We start from the raw sequence: 26,710 nt of genomic DNA on the forward strand, positions 1-26,710 counted from the left end.
GCCGTCGGCTACCCGCCAGAGGTAGAGAGCGGCGAGGGATCGGTGCGGCGCCCAGCGCTCGCCCGCGAGGGCCAGAGCCTTGGGCGCGGGCATTTCCGGCAGGGAGTAGGCAATCGAGTAGCCCCGGCGCACGCCGAAGTCGCCCGAGGGGAGAACATCGGGTCGGCCGAGGGTGAAGATGAGAAACATATCGACGGTCCAGGGGCCGATGCCGCGGATGTCGGTGAGTCGTGCGATCAACTCCGCATCGCTGAGATCGCGGCAGGCGGCGAGCGTGGGCAGGCGGCCATCGCGGGCGTGTGTGGCGATATCCCGCAGCGCGGCGATCTTGTTGCGGGAGAGGCCCGCCGCTCGCAGGGCCTCATCCGGCGCGTCGAGCATCCCCTCCGGATCCGGCAGGACGCCGTTCCCGATCTGGGCGACGAGGCGGCCCATGATGGTGGCCGCCGCCTTCGCATGGAGCTGCTGGTAGACCACCGCCTCGCTCAGCGCCTCATACGGTTCGCGCCGATCAGCCATCACCCGCAGCTTGCCGAAGCGCGCAATCAGCCCGGCCATGACGGGATCTCGGGCGAGATGGAGATGCTGGTTCATAGGAGGTGCCTTTCGTACGACGCGCAGTCGGCGCTGATTCGAATGATACCCCGATACCGGCACACCGTGCAATCGTGATTTCGGGGTCACGGGTCAGGTCCGTTCAAGTCGTATCCATGAACGGATTGCCAGAGCAGCCAGATCATGTTATAAATTGGACCGAACCAACACGGAAAAAACGACGCATGACAGAAATCAAAAACGCATCGCGACAACCGGCGGATGAGCCGGTGTCAGCGGCACCCGGGCGCAAGGTCCGCACGCCGCGGTCGCCGGTTCCGAAACCCGCGTTGACCGGGCGCTACGCCGCGCTTGATTTTGAAACCGCTGATTATGGCCGCGACAGCGCCTGCGCGTTATCCGTCGTCCTGCTTGAGGACGAGCGGATTATTGATCGCTGGACCAGCCTGATCCGTCCGCCCAGACGGGAGTTCGTCTTCACCTATCTGCATGGTATTTCCTGGCAGGATGTGAAAGACAAGCCGGCCTTTGGAGAGCTCTGGCCGGCAGTTTCACACTGGATGGGCCCGGTTGACTTTCTGGCGGCGCATAATGCGTCGTTCGACCGTTCTGTCCTCCGGGCCTGCTGCGACATGTCGGGCCACGAACCGGTGAGCGTCCCCTTTCTCTGTACCGTGAAACTGGCGCGGGCTACCTGGGGTATTTTTCCAACCAAACTGTCGGATGTGGCGCGTCATTTGCAGATCCCGCTGCAACACCATGATGCCGCGTCGGATGCTCTTGCGTGTGCGCAGATTCTGGTCAAGGCGCGCGAAAAAGGGCATCAGTATGAGGAATTGCTTCAGAAACATGGGCTGAAGCCGGTCAAAAAGGAACAAGGATTATGATCAAAAAAGGCGGAACGTACGTCGTGATGGGTCTTTTGAACACCGATTCCATCGCTTATTCCACGGGTAAAATGATTGAGGAACTGGGCGGGAAGGTCATCTATACGGCGCAGAATGACCGCATGAAGAAGATCTTCTTTGACCGCGGCTGCCCCGAGCTGTCGCAGGCGGAGAAAGAGGCGATGTGCATCAAGTATTGCGACGTCACGATTGAAGACGAAGTGCGCAATCTGTTTGTGGATCTGGGCGAGGTCGATGGCGTTGTCCATTCCATTGCGTATGCCAATCCGAAAACCTGCCTCGGCCACCACATCTACACGAATTCATTCGATGACATCAAGCAGGGGTTTGGCATCAGTTGCGCGTCGCTGGCGACCGTTTCGCAGTTTGCCCAGGAGCACATGCCCAAGGGCGGCTCCATTGTCACGTTGTCGTTTTCATCGCAAGTGGCGTTTCCCTATTACAATTGGATGGGGGTGAACAAGGCGGCCCTGGAGGCGCTGGTCCGCGCATTGGCCCGTGAATACGGCCGCGAACATGTTCGTGTCAATGCGGTTTCCGCTGGGCCGCTGACCACGAAGGCGGCAAAATCGATTCCGCATTTCGCCGCCCTGACCCATACGTGGAAGAAAATGAGTCCCCTGCCGTGGGATCCGTTGAAGGACAAGCAGGCAGTCGCTCATGCGGTGGTTTTTCTGTTGGGAGACTATTCCCGGAAGATTACGGGGCAGACGTTGTATGTGGATGGCGGCGCTTCCGTTGTGGGCGGTGAACTCCTGCGGCACGAAAAGCCGATCAAGAGCATGCCGGCCAAGAAACGCTTGATCCGGAAGGTGGCGGCGGATTCGGAGCAGCCTATCACCTAGAGATTCTCGCTTATTGGCGCCTGAAGCGTGCCGGTTTTCGAGGGTCATTCAGGGGCAGCCGTTTTAACGAAGGGCCTGTTATTGAGCGAAGTCGTTTGCTATAATGACGCTGTTTTCTGAAGACAAGGAGTGCGTGTGCGCTCTGAATCCAAGGAAGGGGAACGCATGAACGAATCGGCTATCGGTGATATTCGTAAGTTTTCCGGCGCCGCGGATTATACGCGCCGGATGATCCGCCCGGAGCAAATCGGGCCCTATCTGAGCGGCGGCACGCACTTCATCGACACTGCGGCGATCGGATACGCGTTGGCGGCCGCCGCTGCACATCGGAATGACCGCGGACGCGTGCGTGACATTCTGGCCAAGTCGTCGGCCATCGAGACCCTGCTTCCGGAAGAAACCGCCGTGCTGCTGCATGTGACCGATCCGGATCTGCGGGCCGAGATGGAGGAGACCGCCTTCCGCGTGAAGACCGCGGTTTACGACAACCGGATCGTGACCTTCGCGCCGCTCTACATGAGCAACCTCTGCGTCAACCGCTGCGCCTACTGCGGCTTCCAGGCGGGCAACCTCAGCCAGATGCGGCGGACGCTGAGCATGGACGAGGTGCGCCAGGAGATCGACGTGCTCGCCGGACGCCTCGGACATAAGCGGCTGATCGCGGTCTATGGCGAGCATCCGAACACCTCCACCGCGTACATCGCCGAAACCATCCGCACCGTCTATGCGCGGGAGATCAAATCCCGGACCGGGGCCACGCTCGGCATTCGGCGCGTGAACGTGAACGCGGCGCCGCTGCCGGTTGAGGATCTGCGGGTCCTGAAAGGTGTGGGCATCGGCACCTATCAGGTCTTTCAGGAGACCTACCACCGGCCGACGTATGAGCGGTTGCATCCTGCGGGAACGGTGAAGGGGAACTACGACTGGCGCACGACCTGCATGCACCGGGCACTGGAGGCGGGGGTTGACGATGTCGGCCTGGGCGCATTGTTCGGCCTGTACGACTGGCGCTTCGAGGTTCTGGCACTGGTCTGCCATGCCCGCGATCTGGAGCGGCGGTTCAATATCGGCCCTCACACCATCTCGTTCCCGCGCCTCGAACCCGCCAGCGGAACCGATGTGCCGACCGAATCGCCGTACCTCGTGAACGACGACGATTTCCAGAAGATTGTCACCGTCACCCGACTGTCGGTGCCGTACACCGGAATGATCGTGACCTGTCGCGAGTGCAAGACGGTGCGCGACCGCGCCGTGCTCCGAGGGGGAGCCACGCAGATGGATGCCAGCAGCAACATTGCAATCGGCGGCTACAGCGAGTTTGCGAGCGAGACTCAGCAGGTGATCGACCGGCAGCAGTTTGTCTTGGCCGACATCCGGACGCTCGACGAGCTGATTCGCGACCTGGCGGGGATGGGCATCATCACCTCGTTCTGCACGGCGGGCTACCGGTGCGGCCGCACGGGCGGCTGCATCATGGACGCGCTCAAGACGGGCAAGGAGGGCAAGTTTTGCAAGATCAACGCCGTGCTCACGTTCCGCGAGTGGTTGGAGGATTTCGCCTCGCCCGAGACGCGCGCGATCTGCGAACCGGTGCTGCAGCGCGAGCTGCGCGAGGTCGAAACGAACCTGCCCAAGTTCTATCCGTCGTTCAAGGACGCCTACGACCGGATTGTGGCCGGCGAACGCGATCTGTTTTTCTGAACGCCGGCTACGCCCGGAACAGCGCTCCCATTTTGCGTCCGAGCAGAAGGCTGCTGCCGATGATCGCCACGCCCAGAAAGCCCATCGCCCACACCCCGAGGGCGGCGGCCAGGTAGCGCCCGATGCCGATGAGCTGGAATAGCTCGAAGATTGTCTTGGTGATGGGATAATAGTCGATCTTCTGAGCCAAAATCAGGCTGTCGCTCACCTCCAGCATGCTGAAGGCAAAGGCCAGCAGCGCGCCGGCGATCAGGTTGGCGGCGATCAGCGGCACCGTGATCCGCCGCAGGACTTTTAGCGGCGGCGCGCCAAGGTTGGCCGCCGCCTCTTCCAACGTCACAGACGTCTGTTGCAGCCCCGCCACGGCCGCGCGCACCATGAAGGGGAGCCGCCGGACCGCGTAAGCGATCACCAGAAACAGCGTGGGATTCTCCCGCACGTCCACCAGCGCCGCCCATGCGGGCCGCGCGTGGAACCACGGCAGATTGCACAGGCGGGTGCTCAACGCCAGAAAGCCGAACGCCATCACCAGGCCGGGCACGGCCAGGGGGATCATCGCCGCTGCGTCGAGCAGACCCCGGACCGGCAGGGTGGAGCGGACGACCACCCACGCGACCGCGACGCCCAGAATCACGTTGAGCACGACGGCCAGCGAGGAGAAAGCCAGGCTGTTGCGGATCGCGTCCAGGGTCATGCCGTGCCCCAGCGCCTCGGTGTAATGAGCGGCCGTCAGCGCCTCGGGAATGACCTGCCGGTACCACGCACCCGGCGCGCTGAAGCTGGTCAATACCACGCCGGCATGGGGCAGCAACGCCACCAGCGCCACCGCCAGAAAGGGCAGGGCTGTCATCAAACCGCGTCCGCCCGCCCGCCTGATCTGCGTGCGCGAGACGGACGACTTGGCGGTCATGGCGTACGCCTGGCGTCCGAAGAGGGCGCGGCTTGCGGCATAGAGTAGCACGCTGGTCGTGAGCACCACCGTCACCAGCGCAAAGGGGAACGGACTTGAACTCACCTCTTTCAGCGCGTCATACACCTGGACCGCCGAGCAGCGGGTGTAGTTGAGCATCAGGGGTGTTCCCAGCTCGGTGAAGCTGGCGATAAACACCAGCGTGGCACCGGCGAACAGGCCTGGCAGTATCAGCGGCAGCGTGATGCGCCGGAAGGCTCGGAATCCGTGGCATCCGAGGTTTGCGGCGGCCTCCTCCATCGCCGGGTCGACATTGGCCAGCGCGGCCGAGGCGTTCAGAAAAAGGATCGGATAGAGCGCCAGCGCCTGCAGGAGGACCACACCGGCGTATCGGGACTGTCCGAGCCAGTCCACCGGCCCAAGCCCCAGCAGCGCGTTCAGCGCGCCGTAGGGGCCGAGGATCTGGGTTAGACCGATCGCGCCGACGAACGGGGGGAGGATCAACGGCACCAGGATTAGCGCGCCCAACAGCCCTTTGCCTGGAAAGTCAAAGCGGTTCGCGAGCCAGGCCAGCGGCAGAGCGATACCGAACGCCAGGAGTGTTGTGCCGACGGCGATTCCAAAGCTGTTCAGCAAGCCCTCGGCGTAGATCGGATTGCGGAAGACGTCGGCGACATAGCGCCCCGTCCATCCATCCTCCGTCTGAAAGCCGCCCACCACCACGATTCCGACCGGCAGTACCAAGGTCACCAGAAAGATCGCAGCCAGGACGCCAAACAGAATCCAAGCCGTTTGATTTCGCATCATGTCTGGGTACCCGTTTCTCTTTTTCGCAGTGAGTGCGCGCGACCGGGATAAAGCGTAGTCAGATTTACGCGCTGCGGCAAGCCGGAAAGAGAAGACGTGAAGAGAAGGGATGTGATGCGACGGGCCACCGGATGACCGGAGAGGAATGGGTGACGTCTGTGTACGTCAACGGCGTCGAAATGCCCGAGGGGAAGGACGACGTCCTTCCCCTCGGGGGATCGGCTTCGCGCCGTTTATCACAGACCGATGCGTTTTTTCAAACCGGCGAGCTGTGTCTTCATCCGGGCTGGCAGCCTGGCTCCGGCCGAGTTGAGATAGTCCTCGATCTCCGGCACCTCGCCCTTCCAGCCGTCCACGTCGATACGCAGCAGCTCGGCGACCTCGGCCTGGCTGATCTTCAGCCCGCCGACGTCCAGGTCGGCCGCTTTCGGCACATAGCCGATGGGCGTTTCCACTGCACCGACCTTGCCTTCGATGCGCTCGCACATCCATTTCAGGACGCGGATGTTCTCGCCGAAGCCCGGCCATAGCCACTTGCCGTCGGCTGACTTGCGGAACCAGTTCGCATAGAAAATCTTCGGCGCTTTGGCTCCGAGTTTTTCGCCCATGTTGAACCAGTGCTGCCAGTAGTCGCCGATGTTGTAGCCGCAGAAGGGGAGCATGGCCATCGGATCGCGACGGATGGCCTTCTTGGCATCCAGCGCCGCTGCCGTGGCTTCAGAGGCGGACGTGGCACCCATGTAGACGCCGTGGTCCCAGTCGAAGGCTTGGCTGACCAGGGGCACCAGCTTGGAGCGCCGGCCGCCGAAGATGAAGATGTCGATCGGCACGCCGTTGGGGTCTTCCCAGTCGGGGCAGATGACCGGGCACTGCTTCGCCGGGGCGGTGAAACGGGCGTTGGGATGGGCGCCCAATACAGGCTTGCCATCGGCGTCCTTCTTGTCCGGCGTCCAGTCGTTGCCCTTCCAGTCGATGCCGTGCTTGCACTCCTTCGCCATGCCCTCCCACCAGATGTCGCCGTCATCGGTCAGCACGCAGTTGGTGAAGATGGAGTTGGTCTTGATGCTCTCCATGGCCATCGGGTTGGAGTCGTAGCTCGTACCCGGACACACGCCGAAGAACCCCGATTCGGGATTGATGGCGTGCAGGCGGCCGTCGGGCCGGATCTTCATCCAGGCGATGTCGTCGCCGATGCACTCGCATTTCCAGCCGGGGATGGAGGGCTGGAGCATGGCGAGGTTGGTCTTGCCGCAGGCGCTGGGGAAGGCGGCGGCGATGTGGAAGCGCTTCCCCTGCGGGTTGGTCAGGCGCAGGATGAGCATGTGCTCGGCCATCCACCCCTCGCGGCGGGCCATGGTGGAGGCGATGCGCAGGGCCAGGCATTTCTTGCCGAGAAGGGCATTGCCGCCGTAACCGGAGCCGAAGGACCAGATCAGGTTCTCTTCGGGGAAGTGGGCGATGTATTTCTTCTCGATGGGGGCGCAGGGCCACGTGACGTCCTTCTGGCCGGGTTCGAGCGGCGCGCCGACGGAGTGCAGGCAAGGGATAAACTCGCCCTTTTCGCCAAGCGCTTCGATGACCTTGTCGCCCACGCGCGTCATGATGTGCATGTTCACCACGACATAGGGCGACTCTGTGAGTTCGATGCCGATCTTCGAGATGGGCGAACCAATGGGGCCCATGCTGAAGGGGATCACGTACATCGTCCGGCCCTTCATGCAGCCTTTATAGAGTTTGCGCATGGTCTCTTTCAGTCCGACCGGATCGATCCAGTTGTTGGTCGGACCGGCTTCGTCCTGAGTCACGGACGCGATGTAAGTCCGATCCTCAACGCGCGCCACGTCACTGGGGTGGCTGCGGAACAGATAGCTGTTCGGCCTTTTCTTCAGCGGGGTTGCCGCGCCTGCGTCCACCATGATCTTGATCATGGCGTCGTATTCCGCCTGCGAGCCGTCGCACCAGACGACCTTGTCCGGCGTGACCATTTCCTGAACTTCTTTGACCCATTTGACCAGCTTCTCGTTCTTACATGTGAGTGCCATCTGTGTTCCTCCCTTTCGTTTTACCGACCGGTCGGCCCAATAGTGGAAAACAAAAAGACCGGCACGGAGTCCAATTGGTTACCCCATACCGGCCTGTTTGCACCTGACGGGCCGTCCCGCCTTGAGCTCTCCTGCCTCTGTTGTCGGGTGACCTTATAGCACAAGATCCCCCACACAGGCAAGCATGAATTTTTGGCATGGGTCATGGCCATGCATCCCTACGGGCGGCTTGACGGGCAACCCGTTACCTGAAATAATGGCTTCCACCTTCACCGACTGCCCGCACACCGCACAGGCCGCAAGGTGGGGGTGTGTCCGAAGTGTAACCAAAAAGTGGCGAGAATCCCAATAAAAACGGGTTTTTTTGAGGTGGCGCCCCTGGGGTGACTCGAACACCCGACCCGCGGATTAGAAATCCGCTGCTCTGTCCAGCTGAGCTACAGGGGCATGACGAGAAGACAGAATAGCCAAAAACGGCGTGGTGTGGAAGTCCTGTTTCAGAAGAGTCAGCCGTTCAGTGTGTGCAAATGAATCTGTAGCGGGATTCAATCGGGGTGACCAGAACACGGGGAGTGTGTCGCGTATGGGAGTTGTGAGCATGACCGGCTTTGGCCGGGGGGAATCCGCCGCCAACGGGCTCCGGGCGGTTGTCGAGATGAGTTCGGTCAATCGCAAGCAGTTCGATTGCCAGACCACGCTGCCACGGTCGCTTGCCGGGTTCGATGCGCGTGTGCAGACTGCGGTCAAGACCGCAGTCTGTCGCGGCCATGTCAAGACCGTGATCACGCTGGTTGCTGAAGCGGCTTCTGCGGACGCCGCATGCATCGACCTAGCCAAATGGGGGGCGCGGGTCGCCGCCGTGCGTGCGGCCGCCATGGCGTTGGGACTCCCCGACGATCTCTCCGCCTCCAGCCTCCTGAACAGCTCTGATTGTGTGGCTGCGACGGAGCGGACGATCAGCGCCGATGAAGCGTGGGCGGTCATCGAGCCTGCCTTGGGCCGGGCGCTGGATCAACTGGTTGAGATGCGCCGCCGCGAGGGCGATGCGATTCGAGCCGACATCTGCGCCCGCTTTGCCGGCCTCAGGGGCGTCGCTGCGGAGATCGCCGCGCGCGCGCCCGAGATTCCCAGACAGTACCGCGACACGCTGCGCATACGGATCAATGACCTCCTCGCAATACAGGGGCAGCTGATCGACGAACAGATCCTCGCCCGCGAGGTCGCGCTCTTCGCCGACCGGTGCGACATTAGCGAGGAACTGAACCGGCTCGCCAGCCATTTTGACCAGGCCGACGGCTTCCTGGCCGGCAGCGAACCCTGCGGCCGGACGCTCGACTTTCTGTGTCAGGAGATTTTCCGAGAGATCAACACGGTCGGTTCCAAGGCCAACGATGCAGCCATTACCCGGGCCGTCATTGCCTTTAAAACAAGTCTTGAAGCCGTGCGCGAGCAGGTTCAAAACATCGAATGAGAGCGAGCATGATAGCCATCATTGATTACCGGGCCGGCAACCTCACCAGCGTCAAGCTGGCCTTTGATGCCTTGGGCACGGAGTCGGTTGTGACTTCCGATCCCGCAGTTATCCGCTCGTGCGCGCGGGTCGTTTTTCCGGGCGTCGGTGCTGCGGGTTCGGCGATGCGCAACCTTGCCGACCTCAACCTGATCACCGTTCTGCGCGAGGTCATCGCCGCCGGGACGCCCTTCCTGGGGATCTGCGTCGGCACGCAGGTCCTGTTTGATTTTTCGGAGGAAGACGGCGGCACGGACGCGCTTGGGCTTCTGCCCGGCCGCGTGCGGCTTTTCAAGCCCGCCGACAGCCGTGACAAGGTTCCGCACATGGGCTGGAACCAGGTGCGAATCGTCCGCCCCCACCCGCTGCTCGCGGGTGTCGCCGACAACACCGACTTCTATTTTGTTCACAGCTACTATCCCGATCCATCCGATCCGGCCGTGACCATCGGGGTCACCGACTATGCGGGCGTTGCCTTTGCCGCCATGGTCGGCCGCGGCAATCTGGTGGCGACGCAGTTCCACGTTGAAAAGTCGGGGCGTCCCGGCCTGCGCATGCTGAAAAATTTCTCAACGTGGAATGGAACCGACCGCTGAACACGGCACACCCGTAATCGAGGCCACCCATGCTCACTCGCCGCATTATTCCCTGTCTGGACGTAATCCGCCGCCGCGTCACCAAGGGCGTGAAGTTTCAGAACAATGTCGACCTTGGCGACCCGGTCGAACTCGCCGCCCGTTATTACGAGGAGGGGTGCGATGAGTTGGTGGTGTACGACATAACCGCATCGGCTGAACGTCGGCCCATCGACATTGACATGGTGCGCGAAGTGGCCCGCGCCGTGCGGATACCCTTCGCGGTGGGCGGCGGAATTTCGAGTCTGGAGGACATGTCGCGGGTGTTGCTCGCGGGTGCGGAAAAGGTGTCGGTCAACTCGCTCGCCGTCCACAACCCGGCGGTGATCGCCGAGGGTGCCCGGGCGTTTGGCGCGCAGTGCGTGGTGCTGGGCATGGACCCCGTAGCCAATTTCGACGCCTCCCGCTTTCCCAGCGGCTACGAGGTAACGGTGAGGGGCTTTCGCGAGCGGACCGGCCTGGATGCAGTGGAGTGGGCCCGGCGGGCCGAGGGGCTGGGCGCGGGGGAGATCGTGGTCAACTCGGTTGACGCCGACGGCACCCGGCGGGGGTTCGAGCTGGCGATCACGCGGCGCATCGCCGAGGCGGTGCGCATCCCGGTCATCGCATCCGGAGGCGCGGGGACGCCCGAGCACATCCGCGACGCCTTCCTCATTGCCCGGGCCGACGCCGCGATCATCGCGGGGATGATCCATACCGGCGACACCACCATCGCGGCGATCAAGCGCGCGCTGGCCGGCTACGGCGTGCCGATCCGGCGAACGTTCTGAGCGGCCGCTACAGGTGTCCCGTGCCCCCGAGCAGCTCGACGACCTGTCGTTGCACGTCGCCGATCTGGTCCAGGCGCAGGCGTGGGTCGAGCACCACGAACGAATCGCCCGAGGCGCGATGTTCATAGACACGGAGGATGGTGCTGTCCGCCTGCGGTTTCGCATCGCGCTCGATGAGCTGCTTGCCGCGTTCGAGCATCACCGCCAGCACGTAGATCACGTTCTGCATGGCGGGGTCGCCCATCGTCACCAGCCGGCGCAACAGTGTCTCGGCCGACTCCTTCGTGACCGGCTCTTTCTTCGGCGCCGCCGGGGGCTTCTCGTAGACGCCCTCCCACTCGCTGAACGGCTTCCAGTCGCGACCGCCGGCCTTCCAGCAGCCGGCGCACGCATCCACGCGGTCATACCCCGCTTCCGACTCGCGCAGGGCCGAGATGCAGGGTTGTTTGGCCGCAAACGGCGCGCCGCACAGCAGGCAGGCATGCCCGCGTGATTTGATGTTCCACTCTTGCGCCATGCGTGTCTGCCTATTCGTCCGTATCCGCAGTGGCGTGTTTGGCCGCCTCGGCGATGACCTTCTGGGTGATGTTCGACGGGACGACGTCGTAACGGGTGAAAGCCATCTCAAACGAGCCCTGGCCGCCGGTGATCGATCGGAGCTCTGCGGCGTACTTAAAGATTTCGGCCAGAGGCGCTTCGGCGGTGATGACGTGCATTCCCTTGACCGAGTCGATTCCGAGGACGCGGCCGCGCTTGTGGGTGAGGTCGCCGTTGATCGTGCCGAGGAAGATCTCGGGGATAGTGATGGTGAGGGTCATGATCGGCTCGAGCAGCACGGGGCGCGCCTTGCTCATGGCATCTCGGAAGGCCCGCGATCCGGCAATCTTGAACGCCACTTCGGAGGAGTCCACGTCATGATAGGATCCGTCATAGACGCTGACCTTGACATTCACCACGGTGCAATGCGCCAGAACGCCCGATAGCATCGCATCGATGAGACCCTTTTGGATGGCGGGGAGGAAGTTGCCGGGAATGGTGCCGCCGACGATATCGTCGATGAACCACTCCTCCTCGTCGGGCCGCTTCGGGCTGACCCGCAGGTAGACCTCGCCATACTGGCCGCGGCCGCCGCTCTGTTTCTTGTGTTTGTAGTGCCCCTCGCCGGTTCCGGCGACCGTTTCGCGGTAGGGGACTTTGGGCATGGAAAGCTCGACTGTGACGTTGGATTGCGATTTCATCAGGCTCACGGCCACATCGATATGGACGTCGCCGAGGCCCTTGACCAGCATCTGTTTGGTTTCGGCGTTTTTTTCGACGAGCAGCGTCGGATCCTGTTCGCACAACCGATGGACTGCGGTGCCCAGTTTATCCTCGTCGGCCTGAGTTTTGGCCTGAATAGCCATGTAGTAGACAGGCGAGGGGAACAGGATCGGAGGGAAGACGCATTTGATGGTCGGCGCGCACAGCGTATGACCGGTCTTGGTCGCCTTAAGCTTAGTCAGGGCGACGATTTCACCGGGCCCGGCCTTTTCGAGAGGGATCTGCTTCTTGCCGACAATGGTGATGAGCGCGCCGACCGATTCCTTGGCGCCGGTGGAGGCGTTAAGCAACTCCATGCGCGGGGTCAGCGTTCCTGAGACAATGCGCACATAACTGAGATGCCCCAGAAAAGGGTCGATCACGGTGCGCCAGACGAGGCCGGTGAACGGCCCGTTGGGATCGGGATCGATGGTGCGGCCCTCGTGGTCCGCAAAGCTGCGGGCGACAGGCGAGGGGAGGAGGCGACAGATGCCGTCCAGCAGTTCCTTCACGCCGACGTCGGTCAGCGCGGAGAGGGCGAAAATCGGATGAAACCCCCCCGAGAGGATGGCATGGTCCAGACCATTGGCGACCTCTTCGGGGCAGAGATCCTGGCCGTCGAGATATTTCTCGAGGAGCGTCTCGTCGGTTTCGGCCGCCTCTTCGATCAGCGCGGTCTTGATGGTTTTAAGTGCGGCGGGGAGTTCCTGCGTGGCGAGGATATCGGTCACGCGCGTCTTGCCATCGGGAACGACCACGGGGATGCAATGGGTTCCGAACGCAGCCTGAATCGAGGAGACCGCCTTTTCAAAGTCGGCATTTTCCTTGTCGATCCCCGTGATCACAAAGCTGCGGGCCATGAGGCCGACCGCTTCGCAGGCCTCCCAGGCGCGGCGGGTGCCGACCTGAACGCCCGCCGTCGCATCGACGGCGATGAGGACGTTGCCGACGGCGCGCACGGCGCCGACGACCTGACCGTGAAAATCGGCAAATCCCGGGCAATCGGTAAACACGAGGCAGAACGTGCCGGTGGGGTTGGTGTAGACACCTTCAAAGTTCGCCGCAAAAATCGAAATCTTCCGGGCTTTCTCCTCATCTGTGAAATCCGACACGCTGGTGCCGTTGGAGACGGATCCGAAGCGATCATTAAGCCCCAGTTTGAAGGCGATGGCGTCGGTGAGCGTGGTTTTACCACTGCCTGAGTGGCCCACGATTGCAAAGTTCCGAATGTTTGCGACGGCAATGTCTTTCATACGAGACGGTTCCCCCTGTCTGTTAAAAGGTTCAGCCTTGACTGTGTCTGGTCCTTCTCCCCAACCACGAGTGGCCGGAGAGACCGGACATCGCTGTCCACACGCCAGCGTGTGTTTTGCGCACAGAACCAACGTGGGTGGTATAATACACGGATCGGGCGATTCGTACACGGAAAAACGAGCCCGACCGTGCCGGGGGTCATGGGAGGTGTTGCCGATCAAGTGAAAGCAGAAAGAATCTGTTGGGGGCAGTGAACGTGTCTACGTCCTCCGCCCGGCGGGAAAACTAACGGAGTATCCCGGCCTGCGGATCGGCCCTGTGCGTGCGCGGCACACCGACACCCCTGCCGCCGCAGAGGGGATGCACGCGCTGTTGAATCGCCTTCCGGTAAAACCGGTTGCCCATGCCGGTGTAGATGACCGGCGTCACCGGGTGCTTCAGGGGCCAGCGCACCACATTCGAAAAGCGCCGGGCGATATTGCCAACCGAATAAAAGCGGGCGAACGATTCCCAGTAAAGGGCTTCCAATTCAGCGGCATCCATGTTCCGCGGTCTGAAGACGGCGTGTGTGCCGTCGTAGAAGGAGTAGTCCCGGTGCAGGATGCGCCCCTCCTGATCAAGCTGTGCGTGAAGCTGGGTGCCTGGGATTGGTGTCAGAATAAACAGGGTCATCAGATGCACCTTCAGCGCGATGGCGATATCCGTGGTCTCCCGGATGGTCTGTGGCGTGTCGGTATCAAAGCCCACGATCAGGCTGACGTTCAGGTCGATCCCGGCGGAACGAAAGGCGGCCAGCATCTTGCCGAAATCCTTGCCGACATTGTGCCGCTTGCCCACCGAGTTGAGGCTGTTGGCGTGAAAACTCTCCACTCCCACGAAGGCGTTGATGCACCCCGACTGCCGGGCGAGATCGAGCAGCTCAGGGTCGGCTGCAGCGAGCGAGCTGAACTGGCCAATCCAGCGGTTCTTCAGCGGGATCATCGCCCGGAACAGCTCCTTGGCGCGCGTCCGATCGGCGGCGATGTTGTCATCGACCAGAAAGAAATAGGCGCCGGGATAGTGGCGCATCTCGGCGATCACGTGTTCGATCGGCCGGAAGCGCATCGTGCGGCCGAAATACCGGGTCACGGAACAAAAGGCGCACCCGTGCGGACATCCGCGCGAGGTCTCGATGGGGATGCGAGGCAGGGCGCTTGTTGAAATGGCGCGACCGGGGCGGACAAACGACGAGGTTCTGAGCAGATCGAAGCGCGGAACGGGAAGGTGATCCATGGAGCAGAATGCGGGCGCCTGATAGCGGTGCTGCAGGCGGCCTGCGGCGAAGTCGTCCAGGACGCCGCCCCAGACGGTCTCGGCTTCGCCGATGACGAGGCTGTCCACATGCGGCAGCACGAGCTCCGGCACAGCGCTCGCGCCGACGCCGCCCATGATCACCTTCACCCCGCGTGACCGGAAGCAATCGGCGATCTGGATCGCCCGTGGCACCTGCGAAATGAGCGTTGTGATGCCAACGAGATCCACCTGCGCATCGTAGTCGATCGCATCGATGCTGTCATCCGTGATGACGGTGTCGAAGTTTTCCGGCGTCAAGGCGGCCAGGTAGGGGAGGGCACGCGTCGGGGTGAGTGCTTTTTCAAGTTTACGGGGCTCGCCGTTCACCAGTTCGGCGGGCTTGATCAACTGCAGTCTGTAGGATTTCATCGGCTTTGATTCTCCCGAGCGCGCGTCCAGTGGGTCGCCTCAGAATAGACCATGTGTTTCAAACCTTAGCAGAAGGGGTTGGATGCGTCAAGATGCGGATACCCGTGATCCATCCTGACAGAAGATCGTTTGACAGTGGCGATAGAATAAGCGATGATCTAAAAACAGTCGCTTCCGAGCACAGGGAACGGTCCTGTGTACTGTTGACAGCTTCCGGAACGGTCTGCGCGAACGCGGCGGCGACGGGACGACACGCACGAAAGAGACGAGGATGAGTGACACAGAAACAAATTCGGCGGGTGAGAAAGCGGGCCGGCCGTCCCGGTATGTTGTGCTCCTGTTCCACGGCGTGACGATGCTGGTCGCCCTCGTGGTGCTGCTCCCGGTGGCTCTGTTTCCGGTCACACCCGGGTTTCCGGGAAAGGTTGCGGGCGTGATCCTTTTCGTCGCGGTGTGCGCGGAGCGCATCTGGGCCATGTACGTGAGGCAGGGGCTTGCGCGCGTCCGGGATGGAGCGGGGCGGGACTGGACGGCGATTGCCGTAGGCTATGCGTACCCGCTGACGCTGGGCGGCGCGATTGCCGAGTTTCTGCTGCGGCAGCATGCGCCGCCTTCCGGTCTCTTCGCGACCGGCCTGGCGGTTTACGCGACGGGTGTGGCGTGGCGGTATTGGGCATTCCGAGTGTTGCGGCATCAGTGGCATGTGGATGTCTCGGATACCGACGGCGAACGACATCTGGTGCGCGAGGGCCCCTACCGGCTCATGCGGCATCCGCTCTATTTCGGCGCCTGTCTGGAGATCGTCGGGATACCGCTGTTCCTGGGCGCGTGGGGCGCCCTGCTGTTCGGCGTGCTGGTCTTCATGCCGCTGGAGGTGGCGCGCGGATATTACGAGGAACGCTTCCTGCGCGAACTGTTCGGCGCGGACTACCGGCGGTATGCGGACGACGTCTGGGCATTCTTCCCGTGGCCCGTCAGGCGGCGCCGTCGGCCTTGACCGGCGCGGATCGGGGGAGCGTCAAGGTGAACGTCGATCCTTGGTTGACGGCGCTTTCCACCGTCAGCGTGCCGTTGTGCGCCTGGGCGACTTTCTGCGCGATGAACAACCCCAGCCCCATGCCGCCCAGGGCGTGGCGGGTGGTGAAGTTCGCCGTGAAGATGTGCTTCAGGTTCTGCTCGGAAATGCCGCATCCGTTGTCCGCCACGCTGACGCGGACGGAGGTGTCGAGGATTTCCGATCGGACGCGGATCAGCCTGTTGTCGGGCCGCAGAGCGTGGATCGCATTGGTGATGAGATTGGCCAGCACGCGTGCGAGTTGCACGCGGTCGCCGGTGATTGGGATGTCGGCGCCCGAGGTCTCGCACGCAATCTGGGCGTGGGCGGCGTCCGCAGCGGGCCGCACGTTTTCGACGCAGGTGCCGACGAACTCGTGGAAAAGGAACGAAGCCTGCTGGGGGGGGGTCTGGCGGATCAGGCGCTGCCAGGAGTCGAGCATGTCGACGCACTGCTGCATCGCGTTTTCGAGCATGTCCAGATAGCGTCCGGTTTCCGGCTGAGCGTCGGGCTGCCCTTGCTGCAACCCTTCGAACTCCAGCCGCAGCAGGCTTGAGGATCCGCTGGCCACGGTGAGGGTGTTGCGCAAGTCATGGACAAACTCTGCGGAGGCCTGCCCCAATTCGGCCAGCCAGCCCTTGTCCTGGAGTTCGCGGATGCGCCGCTCCAAGGCGTCCGCATCACCCAGAAGCTTGCCGCGTTTACGGCGCAGCCGGGTCTGTTCGACATGGCGCTGAACGGTGAGACGCATTTCCGGCGCGTCAAAAGGTTTCTCCATGTAGTCGCTGGCTTCGTGGCGGATTGCTTCCTGCGCTGTGCCGAGGGCGGCGAAGCCGGTGAGCAGGATCACGGCCAGATCCGAATCCAGCTTGCGGATTTCGCGAAGCCCTTCGATCCCGTTGCAGCCAGGCATGCGGATGTCCATGATCACGGTATCCGGCGTATGTTCGCGCAGGAGAGCCAGACCGCGTTCGACCGAGTCCGCGCACAACACGCGGTAGTCGTTCTTAAGCAGGAAGCGGAGGCTTTCGCGCGGTCCGAGCTCGTCATCAATCACAAGGATGGTCGGCCGCGCGTCATTATTCTGGACAGGTTCGCCGTGCTTCATGTGGGCCTCTTAGTTTACATCCACCCAAAAGTACGCAACAGAAACGGTCAGCGTCAAGCATACCAGTTTCCGGATGGGAGGTCAAAAGGCATACGTGTAGGTCAATGCGGCCAGATGGCCTTCAAAGTCATAGGTGCCCTGCCGATAAAGCGGATTCTGATTGTCACCGACCCGGCGCGTATTGAAAAGGCCGATGGCGTAGGCGATGTCAATGGCATGGCGGCCGGTCTGGTAGCCGAGGCCGACGCTGACGACCGACTGATCGACGTCCAGGGCCATCGGCGCGAATGTCCGGTTCGGTATCGGGCTTTGGAGGTGGAGGTAGCCCGCCCGCAGCGTCCAGTCGGGAACGAAGCGCCAGTCGGCGCCCACGCCGAACGTCCAGGTGTCGTTCCAGTTTTGCGGGGTGTTGGCGAGGCCCAGCATGCCCGCCAGAGGATTATTGCCGCTGGCGTCGATCACCATCGTCTTGAAACGCGAGAACTGCAGCCACTCGGCGTTCGCCTCGACACGCAGGGTGTCTGTGAGGCGCACGCCATAACCGAGTGCCACGATGGTCGGGTATTTGAACGTGGTTTCGATATCGCTCGTGGGAACCGACGGTAGAGGGAAGGGGATGCCGGCTGTCTTCATTTCGCCGCTGAATTTCAGGTCGAACGGCGAGCGGCAGGTCAGGGCGAGGCGCTGGCCGGGCGTGATGCGCCAGGTGATGCCCGCATTGGCGCCTGCGGCGAGGCCGTCCGCCTCGGCGGTGATGCGGCTGCCGGGGCTGAACGGGAGCAACTGGCGCAATTGGAGGCGCCCGTAGTACACGTCGAGCCCGGCGCCGATCGAGACCGATTCGGAGACGCGCCAGGCGAGGGCGGGCGAGATGTCCATCACGGACATTCTGCTGAATACGGGCGCCGCGTAACGGAACACGCCGTCGGTGTCCCACCGGGTCTGACGTCCGAAGGGGACGTGGACGCCGAACCCCAGCGTCAGATCGCTGCCTTCGGGCAGCGGCCAGGCGATGGCGAAGGCGGGCAGGAGGCTCCATGGCGACCCCGTGTCGGTTCGTCCGAGTTGACCCACGTAGTCGGCGTGGCTGTAGCCGAGCAGGGACGATATCTGGACCTGGCGTGACGCGACCTCGGTCAGATTGGCCGGGTTGAGAAAGACCGCCGAGGCATCGTCAACCCAGACGATGTGTTTTCCCGATTTGCCGAGCGCCGCCGCCGTGTCGGGCGGATTCCTGAAACCATCCGCCAGAATATTCAGAACCCCAAGCCCCATCAGGGCCAGCGCCAAATGAAAAACAGAATGCCGTTTCATCAAGACCATCCTCCAGTCGCTTTGCGTGTTAGGAACATTTCTGCACGGGATCACTAAGGAACATGTCTACAGCACCATTCGTGCCACCGCCATCAGCAGGCCGGGTGGCCCGGGAAAACGCATCTCAATGATGCCAATACGCCATCAGAAGGACCTCTTCGTTGGTTCTGTAAGCGCCGTATTCAGAAGCCAATCTTCAGAATTCAGAATGCGTCATTATCACACTTCGCGAAGTGTGATAAAGGCGCACGCTGTGTTCAATAATGTACGCGATGGGTCTTGTCACTAGAACAAACATCAATCGCGTACAATATTGTACTGGACATTCCACTCGGTTTGGTGCGAAACTACGGGCATCAATACATGAGGAATGTCTATTCCAATGATGATCGGCGTGCTGTTGTCACCGGAATCGGAGTGGTGGCGGCCAATGGCATCGGCGTCGACGCATTCTGGCAAACACTCATCGATGGACAATCAGGGGTCGGCCCCATCACATTGTTCGATGCCTCTGCCTTGCCCATTCGTATCGCGGCTGAGGTGAAGGGGTTTGACCCTGACATCCATTTACCGACGGGTATTAAGTGGAAGCGTATTCCACGACAAGCGCATTTTGCTTTGGCGGCTTTGGACATGGCGTTGGCAGACGCCGGACTAAGTGCTGGAAGTCTGACGAAGTCCAGGCGTCAGGTGAACGTGTTCATTGGGGTCAGCACAAGTGCAATCGAGGTGGTCGAAGGGGCGGCGCACAATGTGTACAAGGGAAGTCCGAACCACGTGCGCCCCTGGGTGGTTTGGGCCACACAACCCCATTGCGTCGCCACGACATTGGCGGAATATATTGGCACACAAGTTTCGTACCAGACCGTGGCGGCAGCGTGCAAAGCCGGATCGGATGCGGTCTTGGACGCAGCCGAGGCGATTCGCACGGGGCGAACAGACATTGCGATCGCCGGCGGCACGGATGCGTCGATTTGCGCGACCACCTGTGCCGCGTTCTGCACGAGCAAGATGCTCTCCTGTCGCAACGGGGATCCCCAGCGCGCCAGCCGGCCTTTTGATCGTGATCGTGACGGGGGTGTGTTAGGGGAGGGGTCAGGCATCCTGGTGCTGGAGAGTTTGGCCCACGCACGTGCCCGTGGCGCACGGATGAGGCTGGAGATCTGCGGCGGGGCATCGTATGCCGACGCGTTCGGCACGCCAGCGGCTGAAGGTCTGGGGGTGTGCATGTCTCTGGCCATGGCCAATGCGCGGATCGATAGCGGGGCGATTGATTACGTCTGTGCGCACGGGCCGAGCGATATCGGGATTGATCGCGTGGAAACAGCCATGATCCGCAACGTGCTGGGATCCCGCGCCTATCGCATTCCGGTTTCATCCATCAAGGGCGTCACCGGCAACCCGCTGGCGTCGGCCGGTCCGCTGGAGATCATTGCCTGCGCGCTGGCGATGCGCGACAATCGGGTCCCGCCGACGGCGAATTACACGACGCCCGACCCGGCCTGCGATCTCGACTACGTGCCCCAGGCGCGGCGGATGCGGATTGAACACGCGCTGATCAACGTCCACGGCATGGGCGGTGGCAACACCACGCTCGTGGTGCGGAGGCCGCCGCCATGACGAACCTGTTCATCATCGGGCTCCCTGTTGTGATCACGATCAACCTGCTGCTCGGCATGATCGTGTTTCTGACGAATATGGGCCGGCTGGCCAACCGCGTTTTCGTCCTTCTCTCTTTGGTGTTCGCCCTCTGGCTGGCCTGTCAGTACTTTGGGTCGATAGCAGTGAGCGAGGCGTGGCTGGAGTTTTGGATCCGCCAGGCCTGCGCCACCAGCGTGTTGATCCCCTTGTTATTCCATCTGCTGCGGGCTGCCGCTGTGCAGCCCTCGACGACGCTCGCCAGCCTGCTGCGCCGTGCGTGGCCGTGGGCGGCGGCGGTGGTTGGCGCCGCCGTTCTGTCTCAGACCCGCTTCTTCCTGGTTGGCGCCCGTTTGTCGATCGGAGGGAACGCGATCGGAGAGCCGCTCTACGGGCCGGGGTTCACCCTGTTTGTCGCCTTCTGGCTGGTCGCCGTGGTGGCTTTGGTCTGGAGTTTCTTCCGGGCGCTGGCTCGGGCGGAAGGCGTCTACCGGATGGAAATGCAGATCATGGCGTATGGATCGCTGTTCTCGTTTGTTCCTGGCGTCGTCCTGGTGCTGCTGATCCCCCTGTTCACCGAATCGTCGCAAAGTGCGCGATTCACGCCCATCACGGTGGTTATCTGGCACAGCGCGATGGCCTACGGAATCGCCACCCGCCACATCATGGGCGTGGGCGAATTCTTGCGGCGCGGGATTATCTGGTCGCTGGTGGCGTGTGCCTTGGCGATCATGTATTACGCGGTGTTCCGCCTGGTCATGCGACTTCCCTCTTATGGAGCCGATGAGTTGCAGCATCACATGGCCCATGTGTGCGCCGGCATCGTCATCGCGCTGAGTCTCGCGCCGGCGAATGCGTTTCTTCGGAGCCGGGCCGATTATCTGTTCGAGAAAGACCACGATGCGTTGTCCCAACTGGTTCGCAGGGGGGGCGATCTGGCCCGCTCCATTACCACGGTTGACGCGCTGTGCACCGATTTCAGCCGGTTGCTGCAGCACGCGCTCGGCGTCTCCCGGATGCAGGTGTACCTCCAGGACGGTTCGCGCTTCGTGCCGCATCCGGTCCCGGGAGAGGAAGCGGCGGAGCCTGTCGGGGAGGCCGATCCGCTGGTGCAGGCCTTGCGGGCGGAGCGTTACCCCTTGATCCGCGACGTGTTACGGCGCGGCGGCAACACGCCACTGGAGGTGCGGGCCGAACGCGTGCTGGCCCGGCTGGACGTCGAGGTGGCGGTCGCGCTCAAATCCAAGAACGGCCTGGCGGGCTTTCTTCTCCTTGGCCGTCGTGCGAACGGCCGGGTTTTCGGCCAGCGCGAAGAGGATGCGCTGGCGTTTCTCGGGGATCAGTTGGGTTTTGCGATCGAGAACGCCACGCTCTATACGCGGCTCCAGGACGCGCGCCTCTACAACGAGGTGCTGCTCGACAATCTGGTGACCGGCGTCGTCGCCGTCGGCGCCGACGGGCATGTCACCGTCTGCAACCGCGAGGCGCAACGCATCCTGCGCCTAGCCCCGGACGGGGAGGTCATCGGCAGATCCGCCGCTGACGTTCTGCCCGAGCCGGTCTGGAACGATTTGCGCGCCTGCCTTTTTTTGGGCCGGGGTGTGCGCGATCAGGATATGCGGCTGTATCCGCAGTCGCCCCGCGAGCAGGCGGTTCGTCTCTCCACCGCCGTTTTCGGCGGCAACGCCGGAGCCTCGACGGGCGCGCTGCTGGTCATTCAGGACACCTCCGCCATTCGGAAGCTGGAGGAGCAGATCCGGCGCAGCGACCGGCTGGCGAGCATCGGAACGATGGCGGCCGGCATGGCTCACGAGATCAAAAATCCGCTCGTCGGCCTCAAGACGTTCATCCAACTCCTGCCTGACCATTACGAGGATCCGGATTTCCGCAACACCTTCGTGCCGCTGCTCGGCAACGAGGTCGAACGAATCAACGCGATCGTCTCGCAGCTCCTCAATTTCTCCCGGCCGGTCAAGCCGACGTTGAATCCGCTCGCACTCCACGCCACGCTCGATGCCGCACGCACGCTGGTCGCGCAGCAGATCAAGGCGCGCGGACTGGTCTTCGAACGCCACTATGAAGCGGAGAACGACCGTCTGCTGGGCGATCAGGGGCTGCTGAGTCAGTTGTTCATCAATTTGTTCTTAAATGGCATGGACGCGATGGAGCCCGGCGGCACGCTGACGGTGACCACACAGGCCGTCAGAAGGCCCGATCCGCGTTGGGCTCACGCCGGGACACCGGCGGAAGCGTGGATCGAGGTGCGGGTGCAGGACACCGGCCGCGGCATTTCGCCGGAGGACAAGCCGCAGATTTTTGATCCGTTCTTCACGACCAAGGCCACCGGTACCGGTCTGGGTCTGTCGGTCGCCCACGGAATCGTGATCGAACACCGGGGCATGATCGACGTGGAGAGCATTCCTGGTGCGGGCGCCTGCTTCCGCGTGCTGCTGCCCCTGCTTGCCGGTGGAGACCCCATCGGCGATACTGAATCGAAAGGAGAGGCATGACAACACCCGCCCCCGTGTGCTTGCTGCTCACGCTCGCCCCGGATCTGGCCGATCGCCTCGCTCGATCCGCCGGCGGATTGGCCGATATTCTCGCCGTGTCGGACCGTTCCGAGCTGGCGCGCGCGGAACAGCGGCTCGGTCCGACGGTGCGGGTGCTCGATCTGAGGCACCCCGATACTGAGGCGGTGCTTGCTGCCGCCTCTGCGGAATCACGCGGATGCATGATCGCCATCGGCCTGCCCGAGTCCGAGGCTTTCCTGGCCGGTCGCGATGCCGACCTCTTTGCCGTGGAGCCGCTCGACGTCCCCGCAGCCCAGTTCCGGAGAACCGTGCGCCACGCCATCCTCCTGCATCAGGCCCGCGAGGATCTGGCCCTGGAGCGGCGCCCGCGCGCCGCCCGTGCGCCGGATCCGCATCCGGCCGCCGCCGAACCGACGATCAACCTCGCGCCGCTCCATGAATTGTGGCGCGCCTCGCGCCATTTCCGCGATCCTCAGAAGCTGCTGGAACAATTGGCCGAAGGCATTGCCGCCGTCGGCCGATTCGCCCGGGTGGGCGTTGTGGTCCGGCTCGACGAAGACTCGTCCTATCGGCTGCGGGCGGGCATCCGCTGCCCGGATGGATCCGACACGCTTGTGTTGGATCCCGCAGATCCGCTGGTGCGATGGCTGGATCGTCAGGCGCATCTGGTCTGCCGTGCCAACCTCGACCATGTCGCCGACCTGCGCGACCAGCAGATGCTGCGGCGAGCGCTGGACAGCGCCGGCGCGGAGGTGATTGTGCCGCTGATCGGCAAGCGGGGGCTGCTGGGCTGGATCGCGGTCGGCCACCGCGCCACCGGCATCCCGTTTGCGTCACACGATCTCTCAGATCTGGCCGTCATCGGCGAGCAGGTCGCCACCCTGCTTGAAAACGCGTTGCTGGTCGAGGAACTGGCCGTCCAGAAAACGCTGGCCGAAAACCTGCTGGAAGCTCTTCCCGTGGGCATTCTGGCCGTTGCCGGGGACGGAACGGTGCGCTGGTTCAACCGTGAGGCGGAGCACCTGCTGGGCGTGACCGCTGCGGAAACGGTCAACCGCCCCGTGGAGCAATCGGGCAGCCGCATCGCGGATCTGGCCCTGCGGACGATCCGGAACGGCTCAGACGTTGCCCCCGCTATTTGGACGGATACCGCAAGCCGGCGCACCCTGCGGGCCGTCGTCCAGCGCATCGGGGCGAATGACGCGTGCTGGGGCGCCATGCTACTGCTGACGGACATCACCCGCGAGCGTCTGCTGCGCGAGAAGCAGGAGGAGATGGAGCGTCATGCCTTCTGGAACGACCTCGCTGCGGCCATGTCGCATGAGGTCCGCAACCCGCTCGTGGCCATCAGCACCTTCGCGCAGCTCCTCCCGGACCGCTACGCCGACCCCGAATTCCGCCAGCAGTTCTTCAGCATCGTGACCGGTGAAGTCGGCCGGCTGAATGCCATCATCACCCAGATCAACACATTCGCCCATCCGCCGCAGCCGGTCTTCCGCAAAATCGCGCCAGGCGAGATTGCGACGCGCGCCTGCGCGCTTGCCGCGCAGCGAGCCGCTCCCGGAACATTCGACGGAGTCCGGGAGATTGAGGCGGGACTGCCGTTGATAGACGCCGACGCCGAGGCGCTGATCGACGGCCTCGCCCACGTGCTGGTCAATGCGCACGAGGCGGTCGTCGGACTCGCCTCGCCCCGCATCGTCCTGCAGGTCCGCTGCAGCGGCGTCGGCCCGGCCCAGACCTTAATCTTCGCCGTGTCCGACAACGGACCTGGCGTCGCTGTGGAGGTTCGGGACAAGCTCTTCTCCCCGTTCTGCACGACCAAGCCGCGCGGGCTGGGGCTGGGTCTGCCGCTCGCGCGGCGGACGGTCGTCGACCACGGTGGACGGATCGACGTGGATACCAACGAGAACGGAACCACTGTGACGATTACCCTGCCGCTGGAGGGACGCATCAGCTATGCTGAAACTTCTGATCGTTGACGACGAACGGGGAAGCCGCGAAGCGCTTCGGCTGATCTTTGCGCGCGACTATGCCGTGTTGTCGGCCTCCACGGCGGAAGAGGCGCAGGCGGTCTTGTCGGGCGAACACGTCGATCTGGTGCTGCTGGATGTCGTGATGCCCGGACGTTCCGGGCTCGATTTCTTGCGCCAGATACTCGCCGACCATCCCGAGATGCCGGTCATCATGGTCAGCGCCTCGACCGCCATCCCGCCCGTCGTCGAGGCCATCCGCCAGGGAGCCGTTGACTTCGTCGGCAAGCCCTTCGACGTGGCGAACATCCGCCATGTGGTGCGGCGGGCGATCGAAACCAAACGGCTGCACCGCCGGGTCGCCGTATTGGAGACCGAACTGTCGGCCGCCTTTCCGACCCAGGAGATCATCGGCCGAAGCCCCGCCTTCGCCGCGGCCATTGAGCATGTGCGGCAGGCGGCTGTCACCGACGCCACAGTGCTGATCCAGGGGGAGAGCGGGACGGGCAAGGAACTCGCCGCCCGCCTGCTGCACGCGCAGAGCCCCCGCCGGGACGAACCGTTCGTTGCCGTCCATTGCGCGGCCCTTCCCGAAAACCTCCTGGAGAGCGAGCTATTCGGACACGAGAAGGGGGCGTTCACCGGCGCAGACCGTCAGAAGCAGGGCCGGTTCGACCTGGCCGGTTCAGGGACGCTGTTTTTTGACGAGATCGGTGAGATGACGATCGCCACGCAGGTGAAGCTGCTTCGCGTGCTGCAGGAACGGGAATTCATGCGTGTCGGCGGAACCCGGCTGCTCCGCACCAACGCCCGCATCGTGGCGGCCTCGGCACGCGACTTGAGGCGGGAGACCGCTGCGGGACGTTTTCGGGAAGACCTCTTCTACCGCTTCAACGTGGTTCAGGTGCGACTGCCGCCGCTTCGCGAGCGGCGCGATGACATTCCGCTGCTGCTCGCGCATTTTATGGCCCGGCTTGGCCCCGCCCTGCATGCCGAAACCCGCGGGTTCGATGCGGAGGCCCTGAGCCGGCTGTGCGCCTATGACTGGCCCGGAAATGTGCGCGAGTTGCGCAACGTCGTCGAACGGGTATTGGTCCTCCACAGCCGCGAGCCGGAGATCGCCGTGCGGCATCTGCCTGAGGAGTTCCACGCCGGATGGCCGCAATCGGCGCCCGCTGCGGACACGGCCGCCGTCCCCGGTGCCGCGCCGCCGGACGCTGGCGGGCTGAAACTCGAAGAGGCTGTCAGCGCCTGCGAGCGCCGGATCATCTCAGAGGCCCTGCGTCGGGCCGACGGCGTTCAAACGCGCGCCGCCGAAAGCCTCGGCACCACCCGCCGCATCCTCCGCTATAAAATGGCCAAACTTGGCCTCGCCGGATAGAGGGCCTATTCTGCGTCAAGCGCGTCGGAGATCGCGTCCGGAACGTCCATGTTGGTGAACACGTCTTGGATATCGTCGAGATCTTCGAGGGCGGCAATGAACTTGTTGACGGATCGGGCGATAGCGATGTCGTTGACCGCAGTCAGCGCCACGGGGACGAGTCCGACGCGCGAATTTTCCTGATCAAACGCGATGCCCGCCTTTTCCAGCGCTTCGCACACGGCGGAGTAGGAGGACGGCTGGCAGGTGACGGTGTACCCGCCCTCTTCGGTGACCATGTCATCGGCACCCGCGCCGAGGGCGACCTCCATGACCTGATCCTCCGAGACCCCTTGGGAGGGAATCATGATCGTGCCTTTGCGCTCGAAGTTGCGCGAGACCGAACCGAGGGTGGCAAAGTCGGAGTTGTTCTTCTTGAAGACGTTGCGCACTTCCGCGGCAGCGCGGTTCTTGTTGTCGGTGAGCACCTTGACGACGAGTCCGACGCCGCCGCCGGCGTACCCTTCGTAGGTGATCTCTTCGAGAACGTCGGCCGCAAGCTCGCCAGTGCCCTTCTTGATCGCCCGCTCAATGTTGTCATTGGGCATGTTGACAGACTTGCCTTTGGCGATCAGCGTGCGGAGGGTCGGATTATTGCCGGGGTCGCCGCCGCCCTGCTTGGCGACAACCGTCATTTCCTTGGCGAGCTTGCTGAAGATCTTGCCGCGCTTGGCATCCGCCGCGCCCTTTTTGTGCTTGATGGTTGCCCATTTACTATGACCGCTCATGGTGTCT

At 63.0% G+C, this 26,710-nt stretch carries 20 protein-coding genes and 1 tRNA gene; 11 read left to right on the top strand and 10 right to left on the bottom strand.

Annotation, left to right across the window (positions count from 1 at the left end; genetic code table 11):
- Positions 1-594 (bottom strand): DNA-3-methyladenine glycosylase 2 family protein (locus FJ222_03370; protein ID MBM4163466.1); only part of this gene is annotated, 594 nt, incomplete at its 3' end.
- A gap of 185 nt (positions 595-779) precedes the next feature.
- Here FJ222_03370 and FJ222_03375 point away from each other — a divergent pair.
- The 3 genes from FJ222_03375 to hydG all read left to right on the top strand — a co-directional run bounded on the left by FJ222_03375 (position 780) and on the right by hydG (position 4,009).
- Positions 780-1,442, top strand: a complete 663-nt coding sequence (locus FJ222_03375) for a 3'-5' exonuclease (protein ID MBM4163467.1) — start codon at positions 780-782, stop codon at positions 1,440-1,442.
- On the top strand, positions 1,439-2,308 hold the full coding sequence (locus FJ222_03380; GenBank protein MBM4163468.1) for an SDR family oxidoreductase: 870 nt from the start codon (positions 1,439-1,441) through the stop codon (positions 2,306-2,308). Before FJ222_03375 ends, FJ222_03380 begins: the two co-directional genes overlap by 4 nt.
- Before the next feature lie 228 nt (positions 2,309-2,536).
- Entirely contained in the window at positions 2,537-4,009 is a 1,473-nt protein-coding gene (gene hydG / locus FJ222_03385) for a [FeFe] hydrogenase H-cluster radical SAM maturase HydG (protein MBM4163469.1), read from the top strand.
- Positions 4,010-4,016: 7 nt separating this feature from the next.
- On the opposite strand, the gene FJ222_03390 is transcribed toward hydG, so the two are convergent.
- From FJ222_03390 to FJ222_03400, 3 genes are all read right to left on the bottom strand, one after another.
- Complete coding sequence (locus FJ222_03390) at positions 4,017-5,723, bottom strand: iron ABC transporter permease (GenBank protein MBM4163470.1); 1,707 nt, start codon at positions 5,721-5,723, stop codon at positions 4,017-4,019.
- A 239-nt stretch (positions 5,724-5,962) separates the two neighbouring features.
- Positions 5,963-7,768: a phosphoenolpyruvate carboxykinase (GTP) gene (locus FJ222_03395; GenBank protein ID MBM4163471.1), complete on the bottom strand. Its 1,806-nt coding sequence runs from the start codon at positions 7,766-7,768 to the stop codon at positions 5,963-5,965.
- A 370-nt stretch (positions 7,769-8,138) separates the two neighbouring features.
- Positions 8,139-8,215 (bottom strand) — tRNA-Arg (locus FJ222_03400).
- A 136-nt stretch (positions 8,216-8,351) separates the two neighbouring features.
- On the opposite strand from FJ222_03400, the gene FJ222_03405 reads away from it, so the two are divergent.
- Genes FJ222_03405 through hisF form a run of 3 tightly spaced genes read left to right on the top strand, consistent with a single transcriptional unit; the run spans position 8,352 to position 10,683 of the window.
- Positions 8,352-9,239 carry a YicC family protein gene (locus FJ222_03405; protein MBM4163472.1) on the top strand — a complete coding sequence of 296 codons (888 nt, stop codon included), beginning with the start codon at positions 8,352-8,354 and terminating at the stop codon, positions 9,237-9,239.
- An 8-nt stretch (positions 9,240-9,247) separates the two neighbouring features.
- On the top strand, positions 9,248-9,874 hold the full coding sequence (hisH, locus tag FJ222_03410) for an imidazole glycerol phosphate synthase subunit HisH (protein MBM4163473.1): 627 nt from the start codon (positions 9,248-9,250) through the stop codon (positions 9,872-9,874).
- A 29-nt stretch (positions 9,875-9,903) separates the two neighbouring features.
- The gene (hisF, locus tag FJ222_03415; protein ID MBM4163474.1) at positions 9,904-10,683 is read left to right on the top strand and encodes an imidazole glycerol phosphate synthase subunit HisF; all 780 of its coding nucleotides are present in this window, start codon (positions 9,904-9,906) and stop codon (positions 10,681-10,683) included.
- 7 nt (positions 10,684-10,690) lie between these two features.
- Here the strand turns inward: hisF and FJ222_03420 are convergent, their stop codons facing one another.
- From FJ222_03420 to FJ222_03430, 3 genes are all read right to left on the bottom strand, one after another.
- Positions 10,691-11,200, bottom strand: a complete 510-nt coding sequence (locus FJ222_03420; protein MBM4163475.1) for a hypothetical protein — start codon at positions 11,198-11,200, stop codon at positions 10,691-10,693.
- A gap of 10 nt (positions 11,201-11,210) precedes the next feature.
- A complete protein-coding gene (locus FJ222_03425; GenBank protein MBM4163476.1) occupies positions 11,211-13,235 on the bottom strand; it encodes an elongation factor G in 2,025 nt (674 codons plus the stop codon).
- 286 nt (positions 13,236-13,521) lie between these two features.
- Complete coding sequence (locus tag FJ222_03430; GenBank protein ID MBM4163477.1) at positions 13,522-14,937, bottom strand: B12-binding domain-containing radical SAM protein; 1,416 nt, start codon at positions 14,935-14,937, stop codon at positions 13,522-13,524.
- A 271-nt stretch (positions 14,938-15,208) separates the two neighbouring features.
- Between FJ222_03430 and FJ222_03435 the strand changes: the two genes are divergently transcribed.
- On the top strand, positions 15,209-15,934 hold the full coding sequence (locus tag FJ222_03435; GenBank protein ID MBM4163478.1) for an isoprenylcysteine carboxylmethyltransferase family protein: 726 nt from the start codon (positions 15,209-15,211) through the stop codon (positions 15,932-15,934).
- Here FJ222_03435 and FJ222_03440 read toward each other — a convergent pair.
- Together FJ222_03440 and FJ222_03445 are read right to left on the bottom strand one after the other, a co-directional pair.
- Positions 15,912-17,099 carry a response regulator gene (locus FJ222_03440; protein ID MBM4163479.1) on the bottom strand — a complete coding sequence of 396 codons (1,188 nt, stop codon included), beginning with the start codon at positions 17,097-17,099 and terminating at the stop codon, positions 15,912-15,914. The two genes, FJ222_03435 and FJ222_03440, sit on opposite strands and share 23 nt — an antisense overlap.
- Positions 17,100-17,180: 81 nt before the next feature.
- Positions 17,181-18,422 (bottom strand): hypothetical protein, encoded by a 1,242-nt coding sequence (locus FJ222_03445; GenBank protein ID MBM4163480.1) that lies wholly within the window; start codon positions 18,420-18,422, stop codon positions 17,181-17,183.
- A gap of 354 nt (positions 18,423-18,776) precedes the next feature.
- On the opposite strand from FJ222_03445, the gene FJ222_03450 reads away from it, so the two are divergent.
- From FJ222_03450 to FJ222_03465, 4 genes are read left to right on the top strand one after another with little or no spacing between them, the layout of a single operon-like run.
- The gene (locus tag FJ222_03450) at positions 18,777-20,033 is read left to right on the top strand and encodes a beta-ketoacyl-[acyl-carrier-protein] synthase family protein (protein ID MBM4163481.1); all 1,257 of its coding nucleotides are present in this window, start codon (positions 18,777-18,779) and stop codon (positions 20,031-20,033) included.
- Positions 20,030-22,561, top strand: a complete 2,532-nt coding sequence (locus FJ222_03455; GenBank protein ID MBM4163482.1) for a PAS domain-containing protein — start codon at positions 20,030-20,032, stop codon at positions 22,559-22,561. The genes FJ222_03450 and FJ222_03455 overlap by 4 nt, the downstream gene beginning before the upstream one ends.
- Complete coding sequence (locus tag FJ222_03460) at positions 22,558-24,564, top strand: PAS domain-containing protein (protein MBM4163483.1); 2,007 nt, start codon at positions 22,558-22,560, stop codon at positions 24,562-24,564. The genes FJ222_03455 and FJ222_03460 overlap by 4 nt, the downstream gene beginning before the upstream one ends.
- On the top strand, positions 24,542-25,936 hold the full coding sequence (locus FJ222_03465; protein ID MBM4163484.1) for a sigma-54-dependent Fis family transcriptional regulator: 1,395 nt from the start codon (positions 24,542-24,544) through the stop codon (positions 25,934-25,936). Before FJ222_03460 ends, FJ222_03465 begins: the two co-directional genes overlap by 23 nt.
- A 5-nt stretch (positions 25,937-25,941) precedes the next feature.
- On the opposite strand, the gene FJ222_03470 is transcribed toward FJ222_03465, so the two are convergent.
- Positions 25,942-26,703 (bottom strand): YebC/PmpR family DNA-binding transcriptional regulator, encoded by a 762-nt coding sequence (locus tag FJ222_03470; protein ID MBM4163485.1) that lies wholly within the window; start codon positions 26,701-26,703, stop codon positions 25,942-25,944.
- Between the last annotated feature and the right edge of the window lie 7 nt (positions 26,704-26,710).

The sequence above is a fragment of the Lentisphaerota bacterium genome (assembly GCA_016873675.1).
GTDB lineage: Bacteria > Verrucomicrobiota > Kiritimatiellia > RFP12 > JAAYNR01 > VGWG01.